This window comes from Micromonospora foliorum, assembly GCF_022229015.1.
Lineage (GTDB): Bacteria > Actinomycetota > Actinomycetes > Mycobacteriales > Micromonosporaceae > Micromonospora > Micromonospora foliorum.
Genome location: NZ_JAKKFF010000259.1, coordinates 1 through 16957 on the forward strand (window position 1 = coordinate 1; position 16957 = coordinate 16957).

The window sequence follows — 16957 nt, forward strand, 5'->3', positions numbered from 1 at the left end:
TGCGGGCTGGTGCTCGCGCCGGGCGCCGACCCCGAGCGGGTCGCCACGGCGGCTCGCGGGGTCGTCGGCGACGACGGACGGGTGCTGACCGGTGACGCCCGTGGTGCGCTGGAGCCGCGCGGCGACGCCCGCACCCGGTGGATCGGCATGCAGGTGCTCACCGCCATGGCGGCCCTCGCCGGCTTCGTCACGGTGTTCGTGGTCGCCTCGACCTTCGCGTTCACCATCGCGCAGCGCCGCCGTGAGCTGGGCCTGCTGCGCGCCGTCGGCGCCACCGGACGCCAGGTCCGTCGCATGGTGTGCGCGGAGGCGCTCGCCGTCGGCGCCTCGGCGGGGCTCGTCGGCCTGCTGGTGGGCGCGGCCCTCGCCCCGCTGCTGGGTCGGCTGCTCGTCGACGTCGGCTACGAACCATCGACCTTCCGGGTCCGCTACGAACTCTGGCCGATCGCGGTCTCGCTCGCCGCCGGGCCGGTGATCGCGTTGCTGGCCGTCTGGTCGGCGTCCCGCCGGGCGGCGCGGGTCCGCCCGCTGGAGGCGTTACGCGACGCCGCGGTGGAACAGCGACCGATCGGGCGGCTGCGCGCCACCACCGGGGCGCTGCTCCTCGCGGCGGGGGCCGCTCTCAGTCTGGGTACGGCGACCGCCGACGAGGCGCGGGTCGGGGCACAGTACGCGCTCTACGCGGTGATGGCGCTGGTGGCCGGTGCCACAGTGCTCGCCCCGGTGGTGGTCCGGCCGTTGCTGTGGCTGCTGCGTTCTCCGGTGCGCCGGCCCGGTGGCGCGATCGGGATGCTGGTCCGGGGCGCCGCGCTGACCGCGACCCGGCGGACCGCCGCCATCGCCGCGCCGGTGCTGCTCACTGTCGCGTTCGCGGTGCTGGTGTCCGGGATGGTGCGCACCACCAGCGCCGCGTACGCGGCTGGTCGGGCGGACAACGTGAACGCGGGCTGGATCGTCGTGCCGGACCGCGCGCCCGGCCTGTCCGACCGGGCCGTCGTCGCGACCGGTGGCACCGCCCTCCTGCCGACCACCGTCTACCGCACCGACCCCGGAACGTCGCCGGAGAACCGGCCGATGACGGCGCTCGGCGTGGATCCGGAGGGCTTCGCCGCCGCGAACCGGGTGCTCACCGTCGTCGCCGGCTCGCTGAACGAGCTGAAGGGTGACGACACGGTGGTGGTCACCGCCTCGGCGAACCGGCTGCCGTCCGAGCCGTACCCGGTGGTCTTCGCCGACGGGACGTCGGTGTCGTTGCGCGTCGTCGCCGTGGTCACCGACACCTCGATCCCCGGCGACCTGCTCGTACCCCGGGCCGTGGTGCGAGCGCACGACCCGTCGGCGCTGACGTCCACGGTGTACGTCCGGGACCGGATCGACCCGCCCGTCGGCGCGCGGATCCTCGACGTCCGGGGCTGGGCGGCCGAGGCGGACGCCGCCGAGGACCGCCTCGTCTGGCTCTTCACCCTGCTGCTGATCGGGGTGTCCGCCGGCTACGGGGCCATCGCGGTGGCCAACACGCTGCTGCTGGCCGCCGCCGGCCGCGCCGCGGACCTGCGGCTGATCCGGATGGCCGGGGCGACCCGACGGCAGGTCATCTGGCTGGTCACGGCGGAGTCCGCCCTGGTGGTCCTGATCGGCGCGCTGCTGGGCGGGGCTGTCGCGTTCGTCGGTCTGCTCAGCATCAGCGCCGGCCTCGCCGAGCAGGTCGGCGCCCCCGTCGACCTGGTGGTGCCGTGGCCGGTGGTCGCCGGGGTGGTGGGGCTGTGCCTGCTGCTCGCGGTGCTGGCCAGTGTGCTGCCGACGTGGCGGCTGCTGCGGCACCGTCCCGCCCGGTCATCTGTCGGTCTCGTCGGATGACCGTGCCCCCCCGCCAGCGCGGTCGGGCCGCTACGGTCCACGGATGCGATCCGCGCGCCCGGTCGGGCTGCTCCTCTGCGCCGCCGCCGTCGCGCTCTGGGCGTACGGCATGACCAGGTGGCAACCGCTGACCGAGCCGCTCGGCCCGTGGTCGGAGCACCTGCCGGGCAACAACGCCTACTGGGCGCGCGACCTGCGGTTCATGGCGATCATGGCGGTGCCGCTCGGGTTGGTGCTGGCCGGCCGGGGCCAGATGCGGTGGAGCGGCCCGGCGGTGGTGCTGGGCGGCTGCTGGATCGCCGCCGACGTGGCGATCGACCGGGCCGACCCGATCAGCGACGACGCGACGGTGCTGCTCGCCGTCGCCGGCTACGCCGTGCTCGGCGTGGTCGCGGCGCTTCTGGGCTGGTGGGAACGCGCCGCGCCGCAGACGCGGGAGCCGGGTACGCCTCCGGCCAGCGACCGACGGGTGCTGACCGGCGCGGCCTGCGTGGCCGGGGTGCTGACGCTGGTGGCGGCCGGAATGGAGTCACCGACCGACCGGGAGCCGGAGCTGAACCAGGGAGCCCTGGCCACCGCGGCGCTGCTGGTGGCTCTGGCCGTCGGCACCGCGCTGGCGGCGGCTCCGGCGCGCACCCGGGCTCGGGTCGGCCTGGCGGCCGGCCTCACCGTGGTGTCCCTGCTCGGCGTCGGGCTGGTCCGTGCCGTCGCGCCCGGCGAACGACTCCTGCCGCAGGCTGCCCTCGGGGCGGTGCTGCTCACCGGGGTCACCCTGCTGGCCTGGGACTGGCCTGGTGGCCGGCCGGTCTGGCGGCACCACGCCCTGGCCGCGCTCATCGCGTTGGTGGGCCCGGTGGTGTTCCTGGTGGCCACGGCCGTCCCCATGATGATCATGTTGCCGATCGGCGCGACGCTCACCGAGTTGGCCGGCAACAGCCCGATCCACGCCGCCGACTCCGATCTGCTGGTCTCCCTGGTCGGGTTGATCGCCGGACTGGGAATGGCAGTGCTGCTGGCGTGGCCGAGCGTTGACGACCGTCGGCAGCTCAGGTACCGGTAGCTCACTCGACGACCGGCAGCACGACCTCGTTGCGGCGCAGGAACCACGGCTTCCACGGCGGGTCGAAGCGCGCGTAGCGGATGGCGCCTGTCGGTTGCAGCCCGGCCGCGGTCACCGATCGGCCAAGCATGGTGGCCCGCTGGCTGAACGCCTGCTCCGTCCACCGCCCGGAGAACCGCATCGCCGCCGCCAGCCGCGCCGGAACCGCGCGGATCCGCACTCGGGCGTCCACCGGTTCGGGCAGGGTGGCGGTGGTGAAGGTGGCCGGCATGACGAACTGGATCAGGTACGCGCCCGGCCACTCACCCTCGATCTGCACCACCGGCACGGTCATGGCGATCTTCTCCGAGCCGCTGGCCGCCGTCGTCGCCGGCGCGGCGGAGCCGATCGGGTGCCGGGCCCGATTGGCGCCACCGATGTACGCGGCCAGCGGCCGGAACGCCTCGATCGGCGCCCGGGTGAACGACGACTGGATCTGCATCTCGGCCACCAGGTGGGCGGGGTACCGACGCAGCTCGAAGCCGGGGTGTCGGGACACCACCCGGTACGGCTGCTGTTCGGTCATCGCGCGGCTCCCAGGGTCTGCTGGGACAGACGCTACCGCCCGTCCGTCTCCCGCTCGGCCGAAGTCGGCTGCTCCGGTGCGCGGGCGAGGGCCCGGGCCGTCAACCGCCAGTACTGCCGCCTGCCCTCGTCGCGCAGCACCACCCCGATCTGGCCCAGCTCCCGACGCAGCTCCCGGGCGTCGTCGCGGCGGTCCCGCTCGATCGCCCGGTCCCGGGCGCGCAGCAGCGCGTCCGCGCCGGCGGGCAGGCCGGGCAGGTCGGGAACCCATAGCCGGTACGTCGACCGGTGCGGGTCGTCGTCCGCCCAACCCCAGCCGTGCTCCCGGAACGCCGCCGCCAGTTTCGTGGCCGGCAGGTCCGTCGACTCCCGGACCAGTTCCGCGCCGTCGGCGTCGAGCAGCACCAGGTGCTTGTCGGCGAGGAAGACCACCCGGGTGTCGGCCCGGGCGACGGTCCGGTTCTCGTCGGAGCGGCGAAGTTGGACCTGCGCCGCGTCGACGGTGACGATCAGCCGTTCGGCGGTGCCGATCCCGGCGACGACCAGGCCGCCCAGGACGCCCACCGCGATGGTGCCGGCGGTGGCCTGCGGCTCGGGCAGCCGGTCCAGCCACTCGATCAGGTCGCCGAACGGCACCCAGGGCAGCCGGGCCAGCCAGCCCGTCGCCGCCGCGAGGAGCCATCCGGCGCCCGCGCCGAGCAGCGGGAGGCCACCCCACAGCACCGCCAGCTCCAGCGGGCCGCCGGTGACCACGGTGCGCGGACGGTAGCCGGCCATGTCCATGGTCAGGACACCTCGCGGCGCAGCGTCCGGAACAGGCCGGCGGCCAGGGGGAGGACCATCCAGACCAACAGGGACACGGCGACCCGCCCCCACTGTTCGCCGGTGACGGCGTCGCTGCTGAACAACGGTTCCATGGTCTTGCTGGTGTCCAGCCACTCGGACGGACCACGTAGCGGCTTGACCATCTCGCCGAGCACACCCCACAGGGTGGGCAGCAGCAGGTAGCCGACGATCGCCAGCGGCGGGTTGAGCAGCAGCAGACCGAAGGCAGCGCCCATCAACACGCTGGTGACCTGGATGACCACCGCGTTCAGCAGCAGCGACCAGTCGAACTGCCAGGTGCCCGCCCCACCGGTGGCGGACGCCACAAGCGTGCCGGCGGCGGCGACGACGAGGCTGGCCAGCACCGAGGCGAGCGCGGTGAGCATCACGGCGATCAACTTCGCGGCGATCACCCGCTCCCGGCGGGGCACCAGGGCGTACGTGGTGAGGGCGGTTCGCTGCGACCACTCGCTGGTGATCGACAGGATGCCCAGCACCGGCAGCAGCACCGACACCGGCAGCAGCGAGGGGACGAAGAAGTTGGGGAAGGTCTGCTCGGCGTCCTTCGCGTAGATCAGTTGCAGGGTGACGATCGCGGCGGTGACCAGACCGATGGTGATCAGCAGCCAGCGACCGGCCCGGGTGTCGACGAGCTTGCGCACCTCCACGGTGCTGAGGCGGAGCAGCGACGGTCGGCGTACCGGAGTGTGGTGCCGGGGCGCGACGGCGCCGGCGGCGGGCGCGGTGGTGGTGGTCATCGGACGGCCTCCTTGGTCGATTCGCCGGCGGTCAGGGTGAGGAAGAGCTGTTCGAGGCCGCCGCCGCTGGCGGGGCGCAGCTCGGCCAGCGCGACGCCGGCATCGGCGGCGGCCTGGCCGACCGCCTCGGCGTCGGCCTGCACGAGCAGCCCCTCCGAGCTGTCGGCGGCGCTCAGGTCGGCCACCTCCAGCGCCCGGCGCAGCGCCGCGCCGTCGCGGGCCCGGACCACAGTGCCGCCGCCGGCCAGCAGCTCGTTCTTGTCGCCCTGGGCCACGATCCGGCCACCCCCGATCACCACCAGCCGGTCCGCGACCGCCTCCACCTCGCGCAACAGGTGGGAGGAGAGCAGCACGGTGCCGCCCCGGTCGGCGAAGTCGCGCAGCAGGCCGCGCATCCAGAAGATCCCCTCCGGGTCCAGGCCGTTGGCCGGCTCGTCGAGGATCAGCACCCGGGGGTCGCCGAGCAGCGCGTGCGCCAGCCCGAGCCGTTGGCGCATGCCCAGCGAGTACGCCCGTACCCGACGCTTCGCGGCCACCGCGTTCAACCCGACCAGGTCGAGCTTCGCGGCGACCTCGCGCCGGTCCAGACCCATGGTGTACGCGGACAGCGTCAACGCCTCGCGGCCGGTGCGCCCGGCGTGCTGGGCGGAGGCGTCCAGCAGCACCCCGACCTCCCGCCCCGGGTTGGGCAGGTCCCGGTACTGGTGGCCGGAGACGGTGGCGCGGCCGGCGGTCGGCGCGGTGAGCCCGCAGATCATGCGCATGGTGGTCGACTTGCCGGCGCCGTTGGGGCCGAGGAAGCCGGTGACGGTGCCCGGCTCGCACTGGAACGACACGTCGTCCACGGCCGGGTGTGGCCCGTACCGCTTGGTCAGGTTCTCCACGGTGATCATGTCGTCGAGCCTGCCCGCGCCGCCCGGCCATCCGCTGCGGCCACCGGTAGGTGCCGCGTCGACCTTGGTCGACCGGCGGGTCTCGACTTTGGTAGCTGGTCGTGTCGCCCATCGGCTGCCTAGCATGGCGTCGTGACCAGCCTCGCCGTCCCGGAACACCCCTGGCTGCTGCCCGGGGCGCTGGCCGGCGCGGTCAGTCCGGAGGCGGCGGCCCGGCGACCCCGGCGCACCACCCGGGACTGGGCGGTCGACACCCTGGCCTTCCTGATCAGCCTGCTCTGGGTGCTGTTCGCCACCGCGGACGCCCTGTCGCCCGATCCGGCGATCACCACCCCGCTGCCGCACGACTGGATGACCGGCGTGGACGCGCTGATCGGCCTGGTCTGTTGTGGGCTGCTCTGGCTGCGCCGCCGGTGGCCGCTCGGGCTGATGGTGGCCACGACGCCGCTGACGCTGTTCTCGATGGCCTCGGCCATCCCCCTGGTCATCCTCTACTTCACCGTGGTGGTGCACCGACGGACCGCCGTGGCGGTGGCGGTGACCGGCGTGGGCCTGGTCACCAACATGGTCTTCAGTTGGCTGCGGCCGGACCCGAACATGTCGTACTGGGTCACCGCGTCGTGGGGCGTGGTGATCAGCCTTGCCGTGCTCGCCTGGGGGATGTTCGTCCGGGCCCGCCGGCAGTTGATCGTGTCGCTGCGGGATCGGGCCGAGCGGGCCGAGGCGGAGCAGCAGCTCCGGGTCGCCCAGGCCCGACACCTCGAACGCACCCGGATCGCCCGGGAGATGCACGACGTGCTGGCCCACGCGGTGAGCCTCATGATCGTGCAGGCCGAGGCCGGGCCGGTCGCGGTACGCACCGCACCGGACCGGGCCGAGGCGGCGTTCGACGCGATCGCCGCCGCCGGCCGGGACGCCATGGTGCAACTGCGCGGCATGCTCGGCCTGCTGCGCTCGGAGCCCGGGCCGCGCAGCCCGCAGCCCACCCTGGCGCAACTGCGGACGCTTGTCGACGGTGTTCCGGTGGCTGGCCTGCGGGTGACCGGGGAGCCGCGCCCGGTCTCGGCCGACGTGGAGTTGGCCGCGTACCGGATCGTGCAGGAGGCTCTCACCAACGCGGTCAAACACGCGGCGGCCAGCACGGTCGACGTCCACCTGGACTGGTCGCCCGAAGCCCTCACGGTCACCGTGACCGACGACGGCGCGGGAACCGGCGGCCCGGGCGGCGGACACGGCCTCGTCGGCATCCGGGAACGCGCGACCGCCTGCGGCGGCACTGCGAGGGCCGAAGCGGTGGTAGGTGGACGCGGGTTCACCGTCGAGGCTCGGCTACCGTTCCCGGCGTGACGATTCGGGTGGTGATCGCGGACGACCAGGAGCTTGTCCGCAGCGGATTCTCCATGATCCTCGACGCCCAGCCGGACATCACCGTCGTCGCCGACGTCGGTGACGGGGCCGCGGCCGTGGCCGCCGTCCGGGAGCACCAGCCGGAGGTGACGCTCCTGGACATCCGCATGCCGACGATGGACGGCATCGAGGCCGCCCGCCGCATCTGCGCGGAGAGCGCCAGCCGGGTGATCATGCTGACCACCTTCGACCAGGACGACTACATCTACGAGGCGCTCTACGCCGGCGCCAGTGGCTTCCTGCTCAAGGACGTGCGCCGCGACGACCTCGTCCACGCCGTGCGGGTCGTGGCCGCCGGTGACTCGCTGCTGGCCCCGTCGGTGACCCGGCAGATCATCTCGGACCTCACCGGCCGCCGCCGGCCCGGATCGCCGCGGTTGGTCGCCGCGCCCGACGCCCGCCTCGACGTGCTCACCACCCGCGAACGGGAGACCCTGCACCTGCTGGGCCGCGGCCTGGCCAACGCGGAGATCGCGCAGACCCTGGTGGTCAGCGAGCACACCGTGAAGACCCACGTCAGCAACGTGCTGACCAAGCTCGGCCTCCGCGACCGCACCCAGGCGGTGATCTGCGCCTACGAGACCGGCCTGATCACCGCCGGCGAAAACTGAGCAGTGTCACCGCACGTCACCAGACGTGGAGGGTGGGCTCCTCGTGCTCCGAGGCGGACCACTGCCGGGTGGCGCGGACGAGCTTGTCGGGGTTGACCTGGTTGTGGATGGCCGTGACACCCTCGGGCGTCACCTCCAGCGACATCACGCCGATGACCCGGTCGTCGATCACGACCACCACCGCCGGAGCGCCGTTCGCGGTGGTGACGTACATGGCCGGGCTGCCACCGACCAGGTCCCGCTTGACGTCGGTGGGCCTGAACAGGCCACGCAGGAACTTCGCCACCGCCAGCGCGCCGACGATCGGCGCGGCCCGGGCCGGGATCTTGCCACCGCCGTCGGCGGTGCTCGTCGCGTCGTCGGTCAGCAACTCCACCAGCCGCTGGATCTCGCCGTTGTTGGCCGCCGTGAGGAACTCCGCGACGATCCTCCGCGCGGTGGCCTGGTCGACCTCCGCGCGGGCCCGCTCGGCGGTGACGTGCTGCTTGGCACGCCGGTAGGTCTGCTGGCAGTTCGACTCGGTGATGCCGAGGATCTCGGCGATCTCACCGTGCGAGTAGCCGAAGGCCTCCCGCAGCACGTACACCGCGCGCTCGTTGGGCGACAACCGTTCCAGCAGGGTGAGCACCGCCATCGAGACCGACTCGCGCTGCTCGGCGGTGTCGAGCGGGCCGAGCATCCGGTCCCCGGCGAGGACCGGCTCGGGCAGCCAGGTGCCCACATAGGTCTCCCGCCTGGCCCGCGCCGAGGTCAGCTGGTTGAGGCACACGTTGGTGAGGACCTTCGTCAGCCACGCCTCGGGCGTCTCGATGTGCTCCCGCCCGGTGCCCTGCCAGCGCAGGAAGGTGTCCTGGACGGCGTCCTCCGCGTCGCTGGCCGAGCCCAGCAGGCGATAGGCGATCGCCTCCAGGCGGGGCCTGGAGTGCTCGAACAGCTCGACCTCGTCCGGACTGAGCGGCATGGTTCGATAGTCAACCACGCGCGACTGCCGAGGCCGAGGGCCGTCGCGACGTCATCTGTCAACGTTACATTGACACTGTCCGGGTCTCGGCGGTGATCGTCCCGGGTGCGCGGACCATGAACACGTCCACCGGATCCTCGGTGTCGAGGGTGAAACCGTGCCGCTCGTACAGTCGCCGGGCCGGGCTGCCTCGCAACACGTTCAGCCGGACCAGCGTGCCGGCGCGGTCGCACCGGTCCAGCAGGTCGCGCAGCACCGCTGTGCCGATGCCACTGCCCTGCAGCCGCGGGGCCAGGTAGAAGTGCTCCAGCCAGTGGGCGTCCGCGTCGGGCCGCAGCGCCACGCAGCCGGCGAACGCGCCGTCCACCTCGACAACCCAGGTGTACGCCGGTGCGAACCCGTCCCGCAGACGCTGCCGCACCCGCTGCTCGTCGTACCGCCCGAGCCGCTCCAGGTCGGCCCGCAGGACCACCGCCCGCAACTCGGCCACCGCCTCGACGTCCGCCATCGAGGCCGGCCGAAGCTCCCACTCAATCATGATCGATAAGTTATCGCGGCTCGGTGCTCCGGTGTTGGCGCAGGCCGGCGACGAGGAGGTCGACCATGCGGCGGGCGTCGTAGCGGGGTTCGCCAGCACCGATGCAGAGGTTGCCGACTCCGCGCAGCAACTCGAAGGCGGTCACGTCGGGGCGGATCTCGCCGGCCGTGGCAGCGGCGTCGAGCAGGCGGGCGCAGACCGGCACGAGGCGGTCCAGGAAGTAGGCGTGCAGGGTCTCGAAGGCCGCGTCGTCGGACTGTAGCGCCTCGGCGAGGCCGTGTTTCGTGACCAGGAAGTCGACGAAGAGGTTGATCCACTGGGCGAGGGCGGCGTGCGGTGTGCCGCTCTCGGCCAACAGCGTCGGGCCAGCCTCCGCGCATGCCTCGACCTGGTGCCGGTAGACGGCGACGATCAGATCGGCGCGGGTCGGGAAGTGGCGGTAGATCGTGCCCACACCGACACCCGCCCGGGCGGCGATGTCGCGTACCGGCGCGTCCACGCCCGAGGTGACGAAGGTCGAGGCGGCGGCTTCCAGCAGCGTCGCCTCGTTGCGCCGGGCGTCGGCCCGCTTCCGCGGGGTCGATCCTCCCGACCCGCTGTCGATGTCGGCCACCGCGCCGTTACCCCCATCACTCGACTTGGCAAACGGAACGGCGTTCCGTATCGTTCTTAGCGGAACATGGTTCCACTTACTCAGCATGCCAGAGCGGGTGGGCCAGTGCCACCTCACCCTTCCAAGGAGGAACAGTCATGCGGTACCGCACCCTGGGGCGCACCGGCGTCCAGGTCAGCACCCTCGTGCTCGGCGCGATGAACTTCGGCAAGCTGGGGCACACCACCCAGAGCGAGGCGACGGCGATCGTCGACGCCGCGCTGGACGCCGGGATCAACCTGATCGACACCGCCGACATGTACAGCCAGGGCGAGTCGGAGGAGATGGTCGGCAAGGCCATCGCCGGCCGCCGCGACGACATCGTGCTGGCCACGAAGGCCGGCATGCCGATGGGCGACGAGCGCAACCACCGGGGCAGCTCGCGCCGTTGGCTGGTCACCGAGTTGGACAACAGCCTGCGCCGCCTCGGCGTCGACCACGTCGACCTCTACCAGATCCACAGGTGGGATCCGACCACCAGCGACGAGGAGACCCTGTCCGCGCTGACCGACCTGCAACGGGCGGGGAAGATCCGCTACTTCGGCTCCTCGACCTTCCCCGCGTACCGCATCGTGCAGGCCGAGTGGGCCGCGCGGGAGCACCACCTGAGCCGTTACGTCACCGAGCAGCCCAGCTACTCGATCCTGCAACGGGGAATCGAGGCCCACGTCCTGCCCGTGACCGAGCAGTACGGGCTCGGCGTGCTCGCCTGGAGCCCGCTCGCCTCGGGCTGGCTGTCCGGCGCGATCCGCGCCGGCCGGGAGATCACCACCAGCCGCTCGGCGCTGCTGCCCGCCCGCTTCGACCTCAGCGTCCCGGCCAACCAGGCCCGGCTCGACGCCGTCGAGCAACTGGCCACAGTCGCCGACCAGGCGGGGCTCACCCTGATCCAGCTCGCACTCGGGTTCGTCACCGCGCACCCGGCGGTGACCAGCGCGATCATCGGCCCCCGCACCATCGACCACCTGCACGCCCAGCTCGCCGCCGCGGACACCGTGCTCCCCAACGACGTGCTCGACGCGATCGACGCCATCGTCGCGCCGGGGGTCGACCTTGCCGCAGCCGAGAAGTTCGACACCCCGCCCGCCCTGCTCGACCCGGCGCGCCGGCGTCGCTGAGACTTCGGGTCGGTGGAGCCGCCTGGCGGCTGCCGATCGAGCCGGACGGGTCGATCCGGCTCACCGCGCGGGCCTGGGCCGTGCGCGGCGCGACGCCCGAGTAGCCGTCGGGCCGAGCCTCACCGGGGGTTGTCGCAAACCGGACAAGACGGTAAAGCCCCTGGTAGAGCACTGTTAGGGGCAGGTGGAGGTAGACGGGTGGCGGGCCACATCCCGATCCTCCGGCCCGGCGGGGACAACATCGTCCGCACCGGTGCCGCCCTCACCCAGCCCGGCCTCCAAGCCGTGGCGGTCACGGCACAGCTGCCGTGCTGATCACGCGTACGACAGGCCGTGGCTGCCACCGACACCCTGCGGGCGCCCGCAGCGGTGCCTCCGCCCATCGGGACAAGGACGTCAGCACCGCCGGCAGTCAGGCAACACGGTCCGCCGGACGTGCCTACCGTCCCCGTGCCCCGCCGGCCTTTCGCACTGTGGACCCCGCCGGGGTCCGGCGTCGCTCGACCGCGCGCCGAGCCCTGGCGACCGAGCCAGAAAGGGCCCGACATGGCCGCTCCCATCGCAACCGCAGCCTTGAACGCATCCGTCTTCGCGCCGGGTGACCAGATGCTGCTGACCGTCACCTACTCGGACGCCGACACCAAACCGCTTACCGTCACCATCGTGGTCACCGACGCGCAGGGCAACAGCAGCGCGCCGGTCAAGGTCACGGCGGTCATCGACCCGCTCACCGTGACCGTCACCGACAACTCCGGGCGTACCTGGACCCGGGTCTCCGACAACGGTTCCGTGGCCGTGTATCGGTCGGTGGCGTGATGCCCCGGGTCACCGTCCAGGTCCGTGACGCCGCGGGCAACACCGCGACGGCCGTCGCCGACTACAGCCTGGGCCAACCCGTACTCGGCGGCTACTACCTCTCCGGTGGCGCCGATCCGACCGCGGACATGGCCGGCGGCAACTTCCGGTCGCTCACCCAGTACCGCAGCCTCGCCGACGGCTACATCTTCCCGGGCTACAACCGGCCCTGGCTGGTCAGCCTGGGCAAGGCCGGGGTGCAGATGAACATGGTGCTGGAGTTGAAGCACTACGGCGCTCCGGGCTACGGAACGCAGAGCTTCGCGGTGGACGGCACCAGCTACACCGTGCCGGCGCCGACGATGACCATCCAGCAGCGACCCGGCGCGACCTGGCCGAGGGCGTACGGGTACGGCCAGGTGATCAAGGGGCAGTGCGACGGGTTGCTGGCCCGGGCGCTGTCGCAGTACCGGACGCTCGGTTTCGGGGTGAACATCCAGCTCGCCTCGGAGCTGGACACGGACCACGAGTTCGGCACCACCGAGGATGGCAAGGCGTACGACTGGGCCGAGTCGGACGCCCGGGCGGTGCAGGCGATGAACTACATCCTGACGTGGTTCAAGGCACGGACGCTGCCGGCCGGGACGACCTTCTCGGTGGGGCTGGGCGGCTTCGACCGGGCCTGTTTCCAGCGCACCCACCCGGAGTCGCTGATGTCCCGCCTCGACTATCTGCAGTGGAACGCCTACGGCACCAACGCCAGCCACACCGCGCTGGCCCGGTTCCGGCGCACCAAGGACTGGGCGGTGGCGGACCTCGGCCCGGTGGCGCTGTCCCGGCCTGTGATCATCGCTGAGTGGGGGGTCAGGGTGGCCGAGATCCCGAACCAGGCGGCCTGGATCGCCACCGTGCCGGCGGCGATCGCCCAGCTCAACGCCGAGGGTGGGCCACGGATCGTGCGCACCAACTACTTCAACTCCGGGTGGGGCACCCTGACGCCGAAGGCGACCGGGTTGGCCGCGCTCCGCGAGGCGTACGCCAAGCGGCCGTACGTCTGAGTGACGCTGGCGGCCCGGTCGGTATCCTGCCGACCGGGCCGACCGGGGAACCCTATGCTCGGATCATGGAACTTCGGATCTTCACCGAGCCCCAGCAGGGCGCCAGCTACGACCAGTTGCTCGCGGTAGCCCGCTGTGCCGAGGACGCCGGCTACGGCGCGTTCTTCCGGTCCGACCACTACCTGATGATGGGTGACGTGAGCGGCGAACCCGGCCCCACCGACGCCTGGACGACCCTCGCCGGCCTGGCCCGGGACACCAGCCGCATCCGGCTCGGCACGTTGATGACCGCCGCCACCTTCCGGCTGCCCGGCCCGCTGGCGATCACCGTGGCGCAGGTCGACCAGATGAGCGGCGGCCGGGTGGAGCTGGGCATCGGCACCGGCTGGTACGCCGAGGAGCACAGCGCGTACGGCATCCCGTTCCCGCCGCTGGCCGAGCGGTTCGACCGGCTGGAGGAGCAGCTCGCCGTGATCACCGGGCTCTGGTCCACGCCGGTGGGGGAGCGGTTCGACCACGACGGCAGGTACTACCCGGTCCGTGACTCGCCCGCCCTGCCCAAGCCCGTCCAGCAGCCGCGTCCACCGATCCTGCTCGGCGGGACGGGCCCGAAGCGCACCCCTCGGCTGGCCGCCCGCTACGCCGACGAGTTCAACCTGCCGTTCGCCTCGGTGCCGGACACGGCGGCGCAGTTCGACCGGGTCCGCGCGGCCTGCGTCGACATCGGCCGGGACCCGGCCGGGATGGTCTGGTCCAACGCCCTGGTGCTCTGCTGCGGGCGCGACGACGCCGAGGTGGCCCGCCGGGCCGCCGCCATCGGCCGCGAACCGGACGAGTTGCGGGCCAACGGTCTGGCCGGGACGCCCGCCGAGGTGCTGGACACCATCGGCCGGTACGCGGAGATCGGCAGCGAGCGGCTCTACCTCCAGGTGCTGGACCTCGGCGACCTGGAGCACCTGGAGCTGGTCGCCAGTGAGGTGATGGCGAAGCTGTGAGTCGGCCGGGCGCCGCCGGTCAGGCCCGGTGCGCGCCCGTCCCGACCGCGTTCCGGTCGCGCAGCACGGTGTCCAGTCGCCCGTCGCCGTCACTGTCCACGTAGGTGATGTCCGGGATCCCGTCGCCGTTCACGTCGATCTGGACGACGTCGGCGACGCCGTCGCCGTCGAGGTCGGTGACCACCTCCACCGAGCCGTCCAGATGGCGGGTCACGATCGACTGTGCGCCGGGGGCGCGCGGCGGCGGGCCGGGTGCCGGTACCGGCGTCGGGGCGGGCGCGGGCGCCGGTGTGGGCCGAGGACCGGGTGTGGGCGACGGGTGGCTCGGCAACCCGCTGGCCGGCGGCGCGCTGGCCTGCTCGACCCCGGTGCCGGTGGGGTCCAGCTCCTCCTCGGAGGGGAACACGTCGCCCCGCGGGGCCGGATCACGGTAGCTGCTCATGAGCGTAGGGTTCCCCGACGATGACCAGAACAACCGTGCCCGATCGACCGGTGTCCTCGGTGCCCGGTTTGGCGGAAGATGCGGGGACCGACGCCACGGTCATGAACGGGGGTCCGAGCGTGGAACTGCGCCGGAGTCGGGGCGCCCGGCTGCTCGCCCTGGTCTGCGTACTCGGCGGAGTGCTCTTGTTGGTCTATCCCAGCGACGGCGCCCTGCTACGGACGATCATCGCGGTGGGGGCGATCGCGCTCGGCGCGGTGGCGCTGGTCAGCGCGATGCGTCCGTTCCGCTTCGGAATCCACGCGGAAGGGCTCACCATCCGGCGGCCCGGCCTGCGTCGGGATGTCCGGTGGGCCGAGGTCGACGTGCTGGTCCTCGACGAACCGCCCCGGCGCGACGGCCATCCGGAGCCGCCGCGACTGCTGCTGGTTCCCGTGCCGGGTGTGACGATCGAGCCGGTGACCGCCCGCCATCCGCTCGACGGCCGACCCGCCGTCGAGTTGCTCGTTCTCGACCAGGTCCGCGAGCAGCCCGAGCAGGTGTCCGTCGCGCTCACCCGGTACGCCGGTGGCCGTTTCGTCGACCTGCTCGCGCTGCGTCGCGCCGCCTTCGACGCCCCGGCTCTCCCGGTCGGCCTGCGTGGCTACCAGATGGACCGGGTCGACCGGTTGATCCGACGCGGCCAGGACGCCCTGATGTCCGGGGACGCGTCGACCCGGCAGGCGGCCCGGGGCGAGATCGAACGCGCCACCACGGCCGGTCTGCCGATCGCCCAGCGTGGCTACCACACGCTCCAGACGGATACGGTTCTGCACGCCCTCGTCGCCGCGTTGGCCGACCACCAGACCACCGATCGGGAGACCGCCACATGACCGCGCAGGGACCGCAGACCGCGCCGACCACCGACGTTCCGCGCCGCAACTGGGCCGGCAACGTGCGGTACGCCGCGAAAGCGTTCCACCGGCCCACCTCCGTCGACGAACTGCGCCGACTCGTCGCCGGCAGCAGCCGAATCCGGGCGGTGGGCAGCGGGCACTCCTTCAACCGTCTCGGCGACACCGACGGCGACCTGGTCAGCCTCGCCGGGCTACCCCCGGTCGTCGAGGTGGACCACGAGCGGGGGCAGGTCACCGTGCGCGGCGCGCTGCGCTACGGCGACGTCGCCCGACAACTGCACACCCAGGGGTACGCGCTGGCCAACCTCGCCTCGCTGCCGCACATCTCGGTGGCCGGCGCGGTGGCCACCGCCACCCACGGCTCCGGCCAGACCCACGGCAACCTGGCCAGCGCGGTCGCCGGCCTGGAACTGGTCACCGCCGACGGCGATCTGCTCCGGGTCGACCGCGACACCGACACGTTCGCCGGCATGGTGGTCGGGCTCGGCGCGCTCGGCCTGGTCACCCGCGTCACCCTGGACGTGGTGCCGACCTTCGCGCTGCGCCAGTACGTACGCCTCGACCTCGACCGGGCGGCGCTGGACGAGGCGCTCGGCTCGGCGTACAGCGTGAGTGTCTTCACCGACTTCCGTACGCCCCGCCTGCGCGAGGTGTGGCGCAAGCAGTTGGCGGATCAGTCGCCGCCCCCGGCGGACTGGCTGGGCACCACCGCCGCCGAACAGCCCCGGCACCCGGTGCTCGGGATGCCGGCGGAGAACTGCACCCCGCAGCTCGGCGAGCCGGGCCCGTGGCACGAGCGGCTGCCGCACTTCAAGCTCGGTTTCACCCCGAGCAGTGGCGACGAACTGCAGTCCGAGTACCACGTCGCGCGTACCGAGGCGGCCGCCGCGCTCGCCGCGCTGGACGACGTGGCGGACCTGATCGCCCCGGTGCTGCTGGTGTCCGAGTTGCGGACCGTGGCGGCCGACGAGCTGTGGCTCAGCCCGAACTACCGGCGCGACAGCTTCGTGCTGCACTTCACCTGGATCGACGACACCGCGGCGGTGCTGCCGGTGGTGGCCGCCGTGGAGGAGCGGCTGGCGCCCTTCGCGCCCCGCCCGCACTGGGGCAAGGTCTTCGTCACCGACCCGGCCGAGCTGACCGCCCGCTACCCGAGGTACGCCGACTTCGCCGCGCTCCTGGCCGACCTGGACCCGAAGGGCACGTTCCGCACCGACGCCCTGGACCGCTACTTTCCCCGCTGACCCGGCCCGTCTCTCCCGCTGACCCGGCCCGTGCCATAGCGCGGTGGCATGGGGCGGGTGGGATTGGTGGGGCGGAAGACCCCGGACACACACTGATGCGTGTCGATGAGTCTCATCGGCCGGTCCCCGTCCCGGGACCGTCGGCTCCACCCCTCGGAGCGAGACATGCAGCCCGTACCCGCCATCACCCCCGACCCAGTCGCCCGCCGCCCCCGTCGCGGTCTGCGGTGGGCGCTCGCCCTGGCCGTGCTCGGCACCGGGCTGGGCGCCGCGCCGGCCGCCC

Annotated in this window: 18 protein-coding genes; 10 read left to right on the top strand and 8 right to left on the bottom strand. The window is 72.8% G+C overall.

The annotated features are described in order from the left end of the window. Both PSH25_RS19615 and PSH25_RS19620 read left to right on the top strand, forming a co-directional pair. The coding region (locus PSH25_RS19615) for an ABC transporter permease (protein ID WP_238660453.1) at positions 1 to 1857 on the top strand (1857 nt) is incomplete at its 5' end. Positions 1858 to 1900: 43 nt separating this feature from the next. Further along, on the top strand, positions 1901 to 2917 hold the full coding sequence (locus PSH25_RS19620) for a hypothetical protein (RefSeq protein WP_238660454.1): 1017 nt from the start codon (positions 1901 to 1903) through the stop codon (positions 2915 to 2917). A 1-nt stretch (position 2918) separates the two neighbouring features. Here the strand turns inward: PSH25_RS19620 and PSH25_RS19625 are convergent, their stop codons facing one another. From PSH25_RS19625 to PSH25_RS19640, 4 genes are read right to left on the bottom strand one after another with little or no spacing between them, the layout of a single operon-like run. After that, complete coding sequence (locus PSH25_RS19625) at positions 2919 to 3482, bottom strand: SOUL family heme-binding protein (protein WP_238660455.1); 564 nt, start codon at positions 3480 to 3482, stop codon at positions 2919 to 2921. Positions 3483 to 3514: 32 nt separating this feature from the next. Beyond that, positions 3515 to 4264, bottom strand: coding sequence for a YqeB family protein (locus PSH25_RS19630; protein ID WP_238660456.1), 750 nt, complete (start codon positions 4262 to 4264; stop codon positions 3515 to 3517). Positions 4265 to 4266: 2 nt separating this feature from the next. After that, the gene (locus tag PSH25_RS19635) at positions 4267 to 5064 is read right to left on the bottom strand and encodes an ABC transporter permease (protein WP_238660457.1); all 798 of its coding nucleotides are present in this window, start codon (positions 5062 to 5064) and stop codon (positions 4267 to 4269) included. Further along, on the bottom strand, positions 5061 to 5957 hold the full coding sequence (locus PSH25_RS19640) for an ABC transporter ATP-binding protein (RefSeq protein ID WP_238660458.1): 897 nt from the start codon (positions 5955 to 5957) through the stop codon (positions 5061 to 5063). The genes PSH25_RS19635 and PSH25_RS19640 overlap by 4 nt, the downstream gene beginning before the upstream one ends. A 132-nt stretch (positions 5958 to 6089) precedes the next feature. On the opposite strand from PSH25_RS19640, the gene PSH25_RS19645 reads away from it, so the two are divergent. After that, a complete protein-coding gene (locus tag PSH25_RS19645) occupies positions 6090 to 7304 on the top strand; it encodes a sensor histidine kinase (protein ID WP_238660459.1) in 1215 nt (404 codons plus the stop codon). Then, positions 7301 to 7975, top strand: coding sequence for a response regulator (locus PSH25_RS19650; protein ID WP_308193697.1), 675 nt, complete (start codon positions 7301 to 7303; stop codon positions 7973 to 7975). The genes PSH25_RS19645 and PSH25_RS19650 overlap by 4 nt, the downstream gene beginning before the upstream one ends. Before the next feature lie 16 nt (positions 7976 to 7991). Here PSH25_RS19650 and PSH25_RS19655 read toward each other — a convergent pair whose 3' ends face one another. From PSH25_RS19655 to PSH25_RS19665, 3 genes are all read right to left on the bottom strand, one after another. After that, a complete protein-coding gene (locus PSH25_RS19655) occupies positions 7992 to 8936 on the bottom strand; it encodes an RNA polymerase sigma-70 factor (protein WP_238660460.1) in 945 nt (314 codons plus the stop codon). A 64-nt stretch (positions 8937 to 9000) separates the two neighbouring features. Further along, complete coding sequence (locus tag PSH25_RS19660; protein ID WP_238660461.1) at positions 9001 to 9474, bottom strand: GNAT family N-acetyltransferase; 474 nt, start codon at positions 9472 to 9474, stop codon at positions 9001 to 9003. Positions 9475 to 9484: 10 nt separating this feature from the next. Continuing rightward, positions 9485 to 10087 (bottom strand): TetR/AcrR family transcriptional regulator, encoded by a 603-nt coding sequence (locus PSH25_RS19665; RefSeq protein WP_372492813.1) that lies wholly within the window; start codon positions 10085 to 10087, stop codon positions 9485 to 9487. Between the two features lie 137 nt (positions 10088 to 10224). On the opposite strand from PSH25_RS19665, the gene PSH25_RS19670 reads away from it, so the two are divergent. The 4 genes from PSH25_RS19670 to PSH25_RS19685 all read left to right on the top strand — a co-directional run bounded on the left by PSH25_RS19670 (position 10225) and on the right by PSH25_RS19685 (position 14092). Next, the gene (locus PSH25_RS19670; RefSeq protein ID WP_238660462.1) at positions 10225 to 11244 is read left to right on the top strand and encodes an aldo/keto reductase; all 1020 of its coding nucleotides are present in this window, start codon (positions 10225 to 10227) and stop codon (positions 11242 to 11244) included. Between the two features lie 546 nt (positions 11245 to 11790). After that, positions 11791 to 12060: a hypothetical protein gene (locus PSH25_RS19675; RefSeq protein WP_238660463.1), complete on the top strand. Its 270-nt coding sequence runs from the start codon at positions 11791 to 11793 to the stop codon at positions 12058 to 12060. After that, positions 12060 to 13097: a hypothetical protein gene (locus tag PSH25_RS19680; RefSeq protein ID WP_238660464.1), complete on the top strand. Its 1038-nt coding sequence runs from the start codon at positions 12060 to 12062 to the stop codon at positions 13095 to 13097. The genes PSH25_RS19675 and PSH25_RS19680 overlap by 1 nt, the downstream gene beginning before the upstream one ends. A gap of 65 nt (positions 13098 to 13162) precedes the next feature. Next, positions 13163 to 14092 (top strand): LLM class F420-dependent oxidoreductase, encoded by a 930-nt coding sequence (locus PSH25_RS19685; protein WP_238660465.1) that lies wholly within the window; start codon positions 13163 to 13165, stop codon positions 14090 to 14092. Between the two features lie 19 nt (positions 14093 to 14111). On the opposite strand, the gene PSH25_RS19690 is transcribed toward PSH25_RS19685, so the two are convergent. Further along, entirely contained in the window at positions 14112 to 14534 is a 423-nt protein-coding gene (locus PSH25_RS19690; protein ID WP_238660466.1) for a hypothetical protein, read from the bottom strand. A 101-nt stretch (positions 14535 to 14635) separates the two neighbouring features. Between PSH25_RS19690 and PSH25_RS19695 the strand changes: the two genes are divergently transcribed. Both PSH25_RS19695 and PSH25_RS19700 read left to right on the top strand, forming a co-directional pair. Then, a complete protein-coding gene (locus PSH25_RS19695; protein WP_238660467.1) occupies positions 14636 to 15406 on the top strand; it encodes a hypothetical protein in 771 nt (256 codons plus the stop codon). Next, entirely contained in the window at positions 15403 to 16674 is a 1272-nt protein-coding gene (locus PSH25_RS19700; protein ID WP_238660468.1) for an FAD-binding protein, read from the top strand. The genes PSH25_RS19695 and PSH25_RS19700 overlap by 4 nt, the downstream gene beginning before the upstream one ends. Positions 16675 to 16957 lie beyond the last annotated feature (283 nt).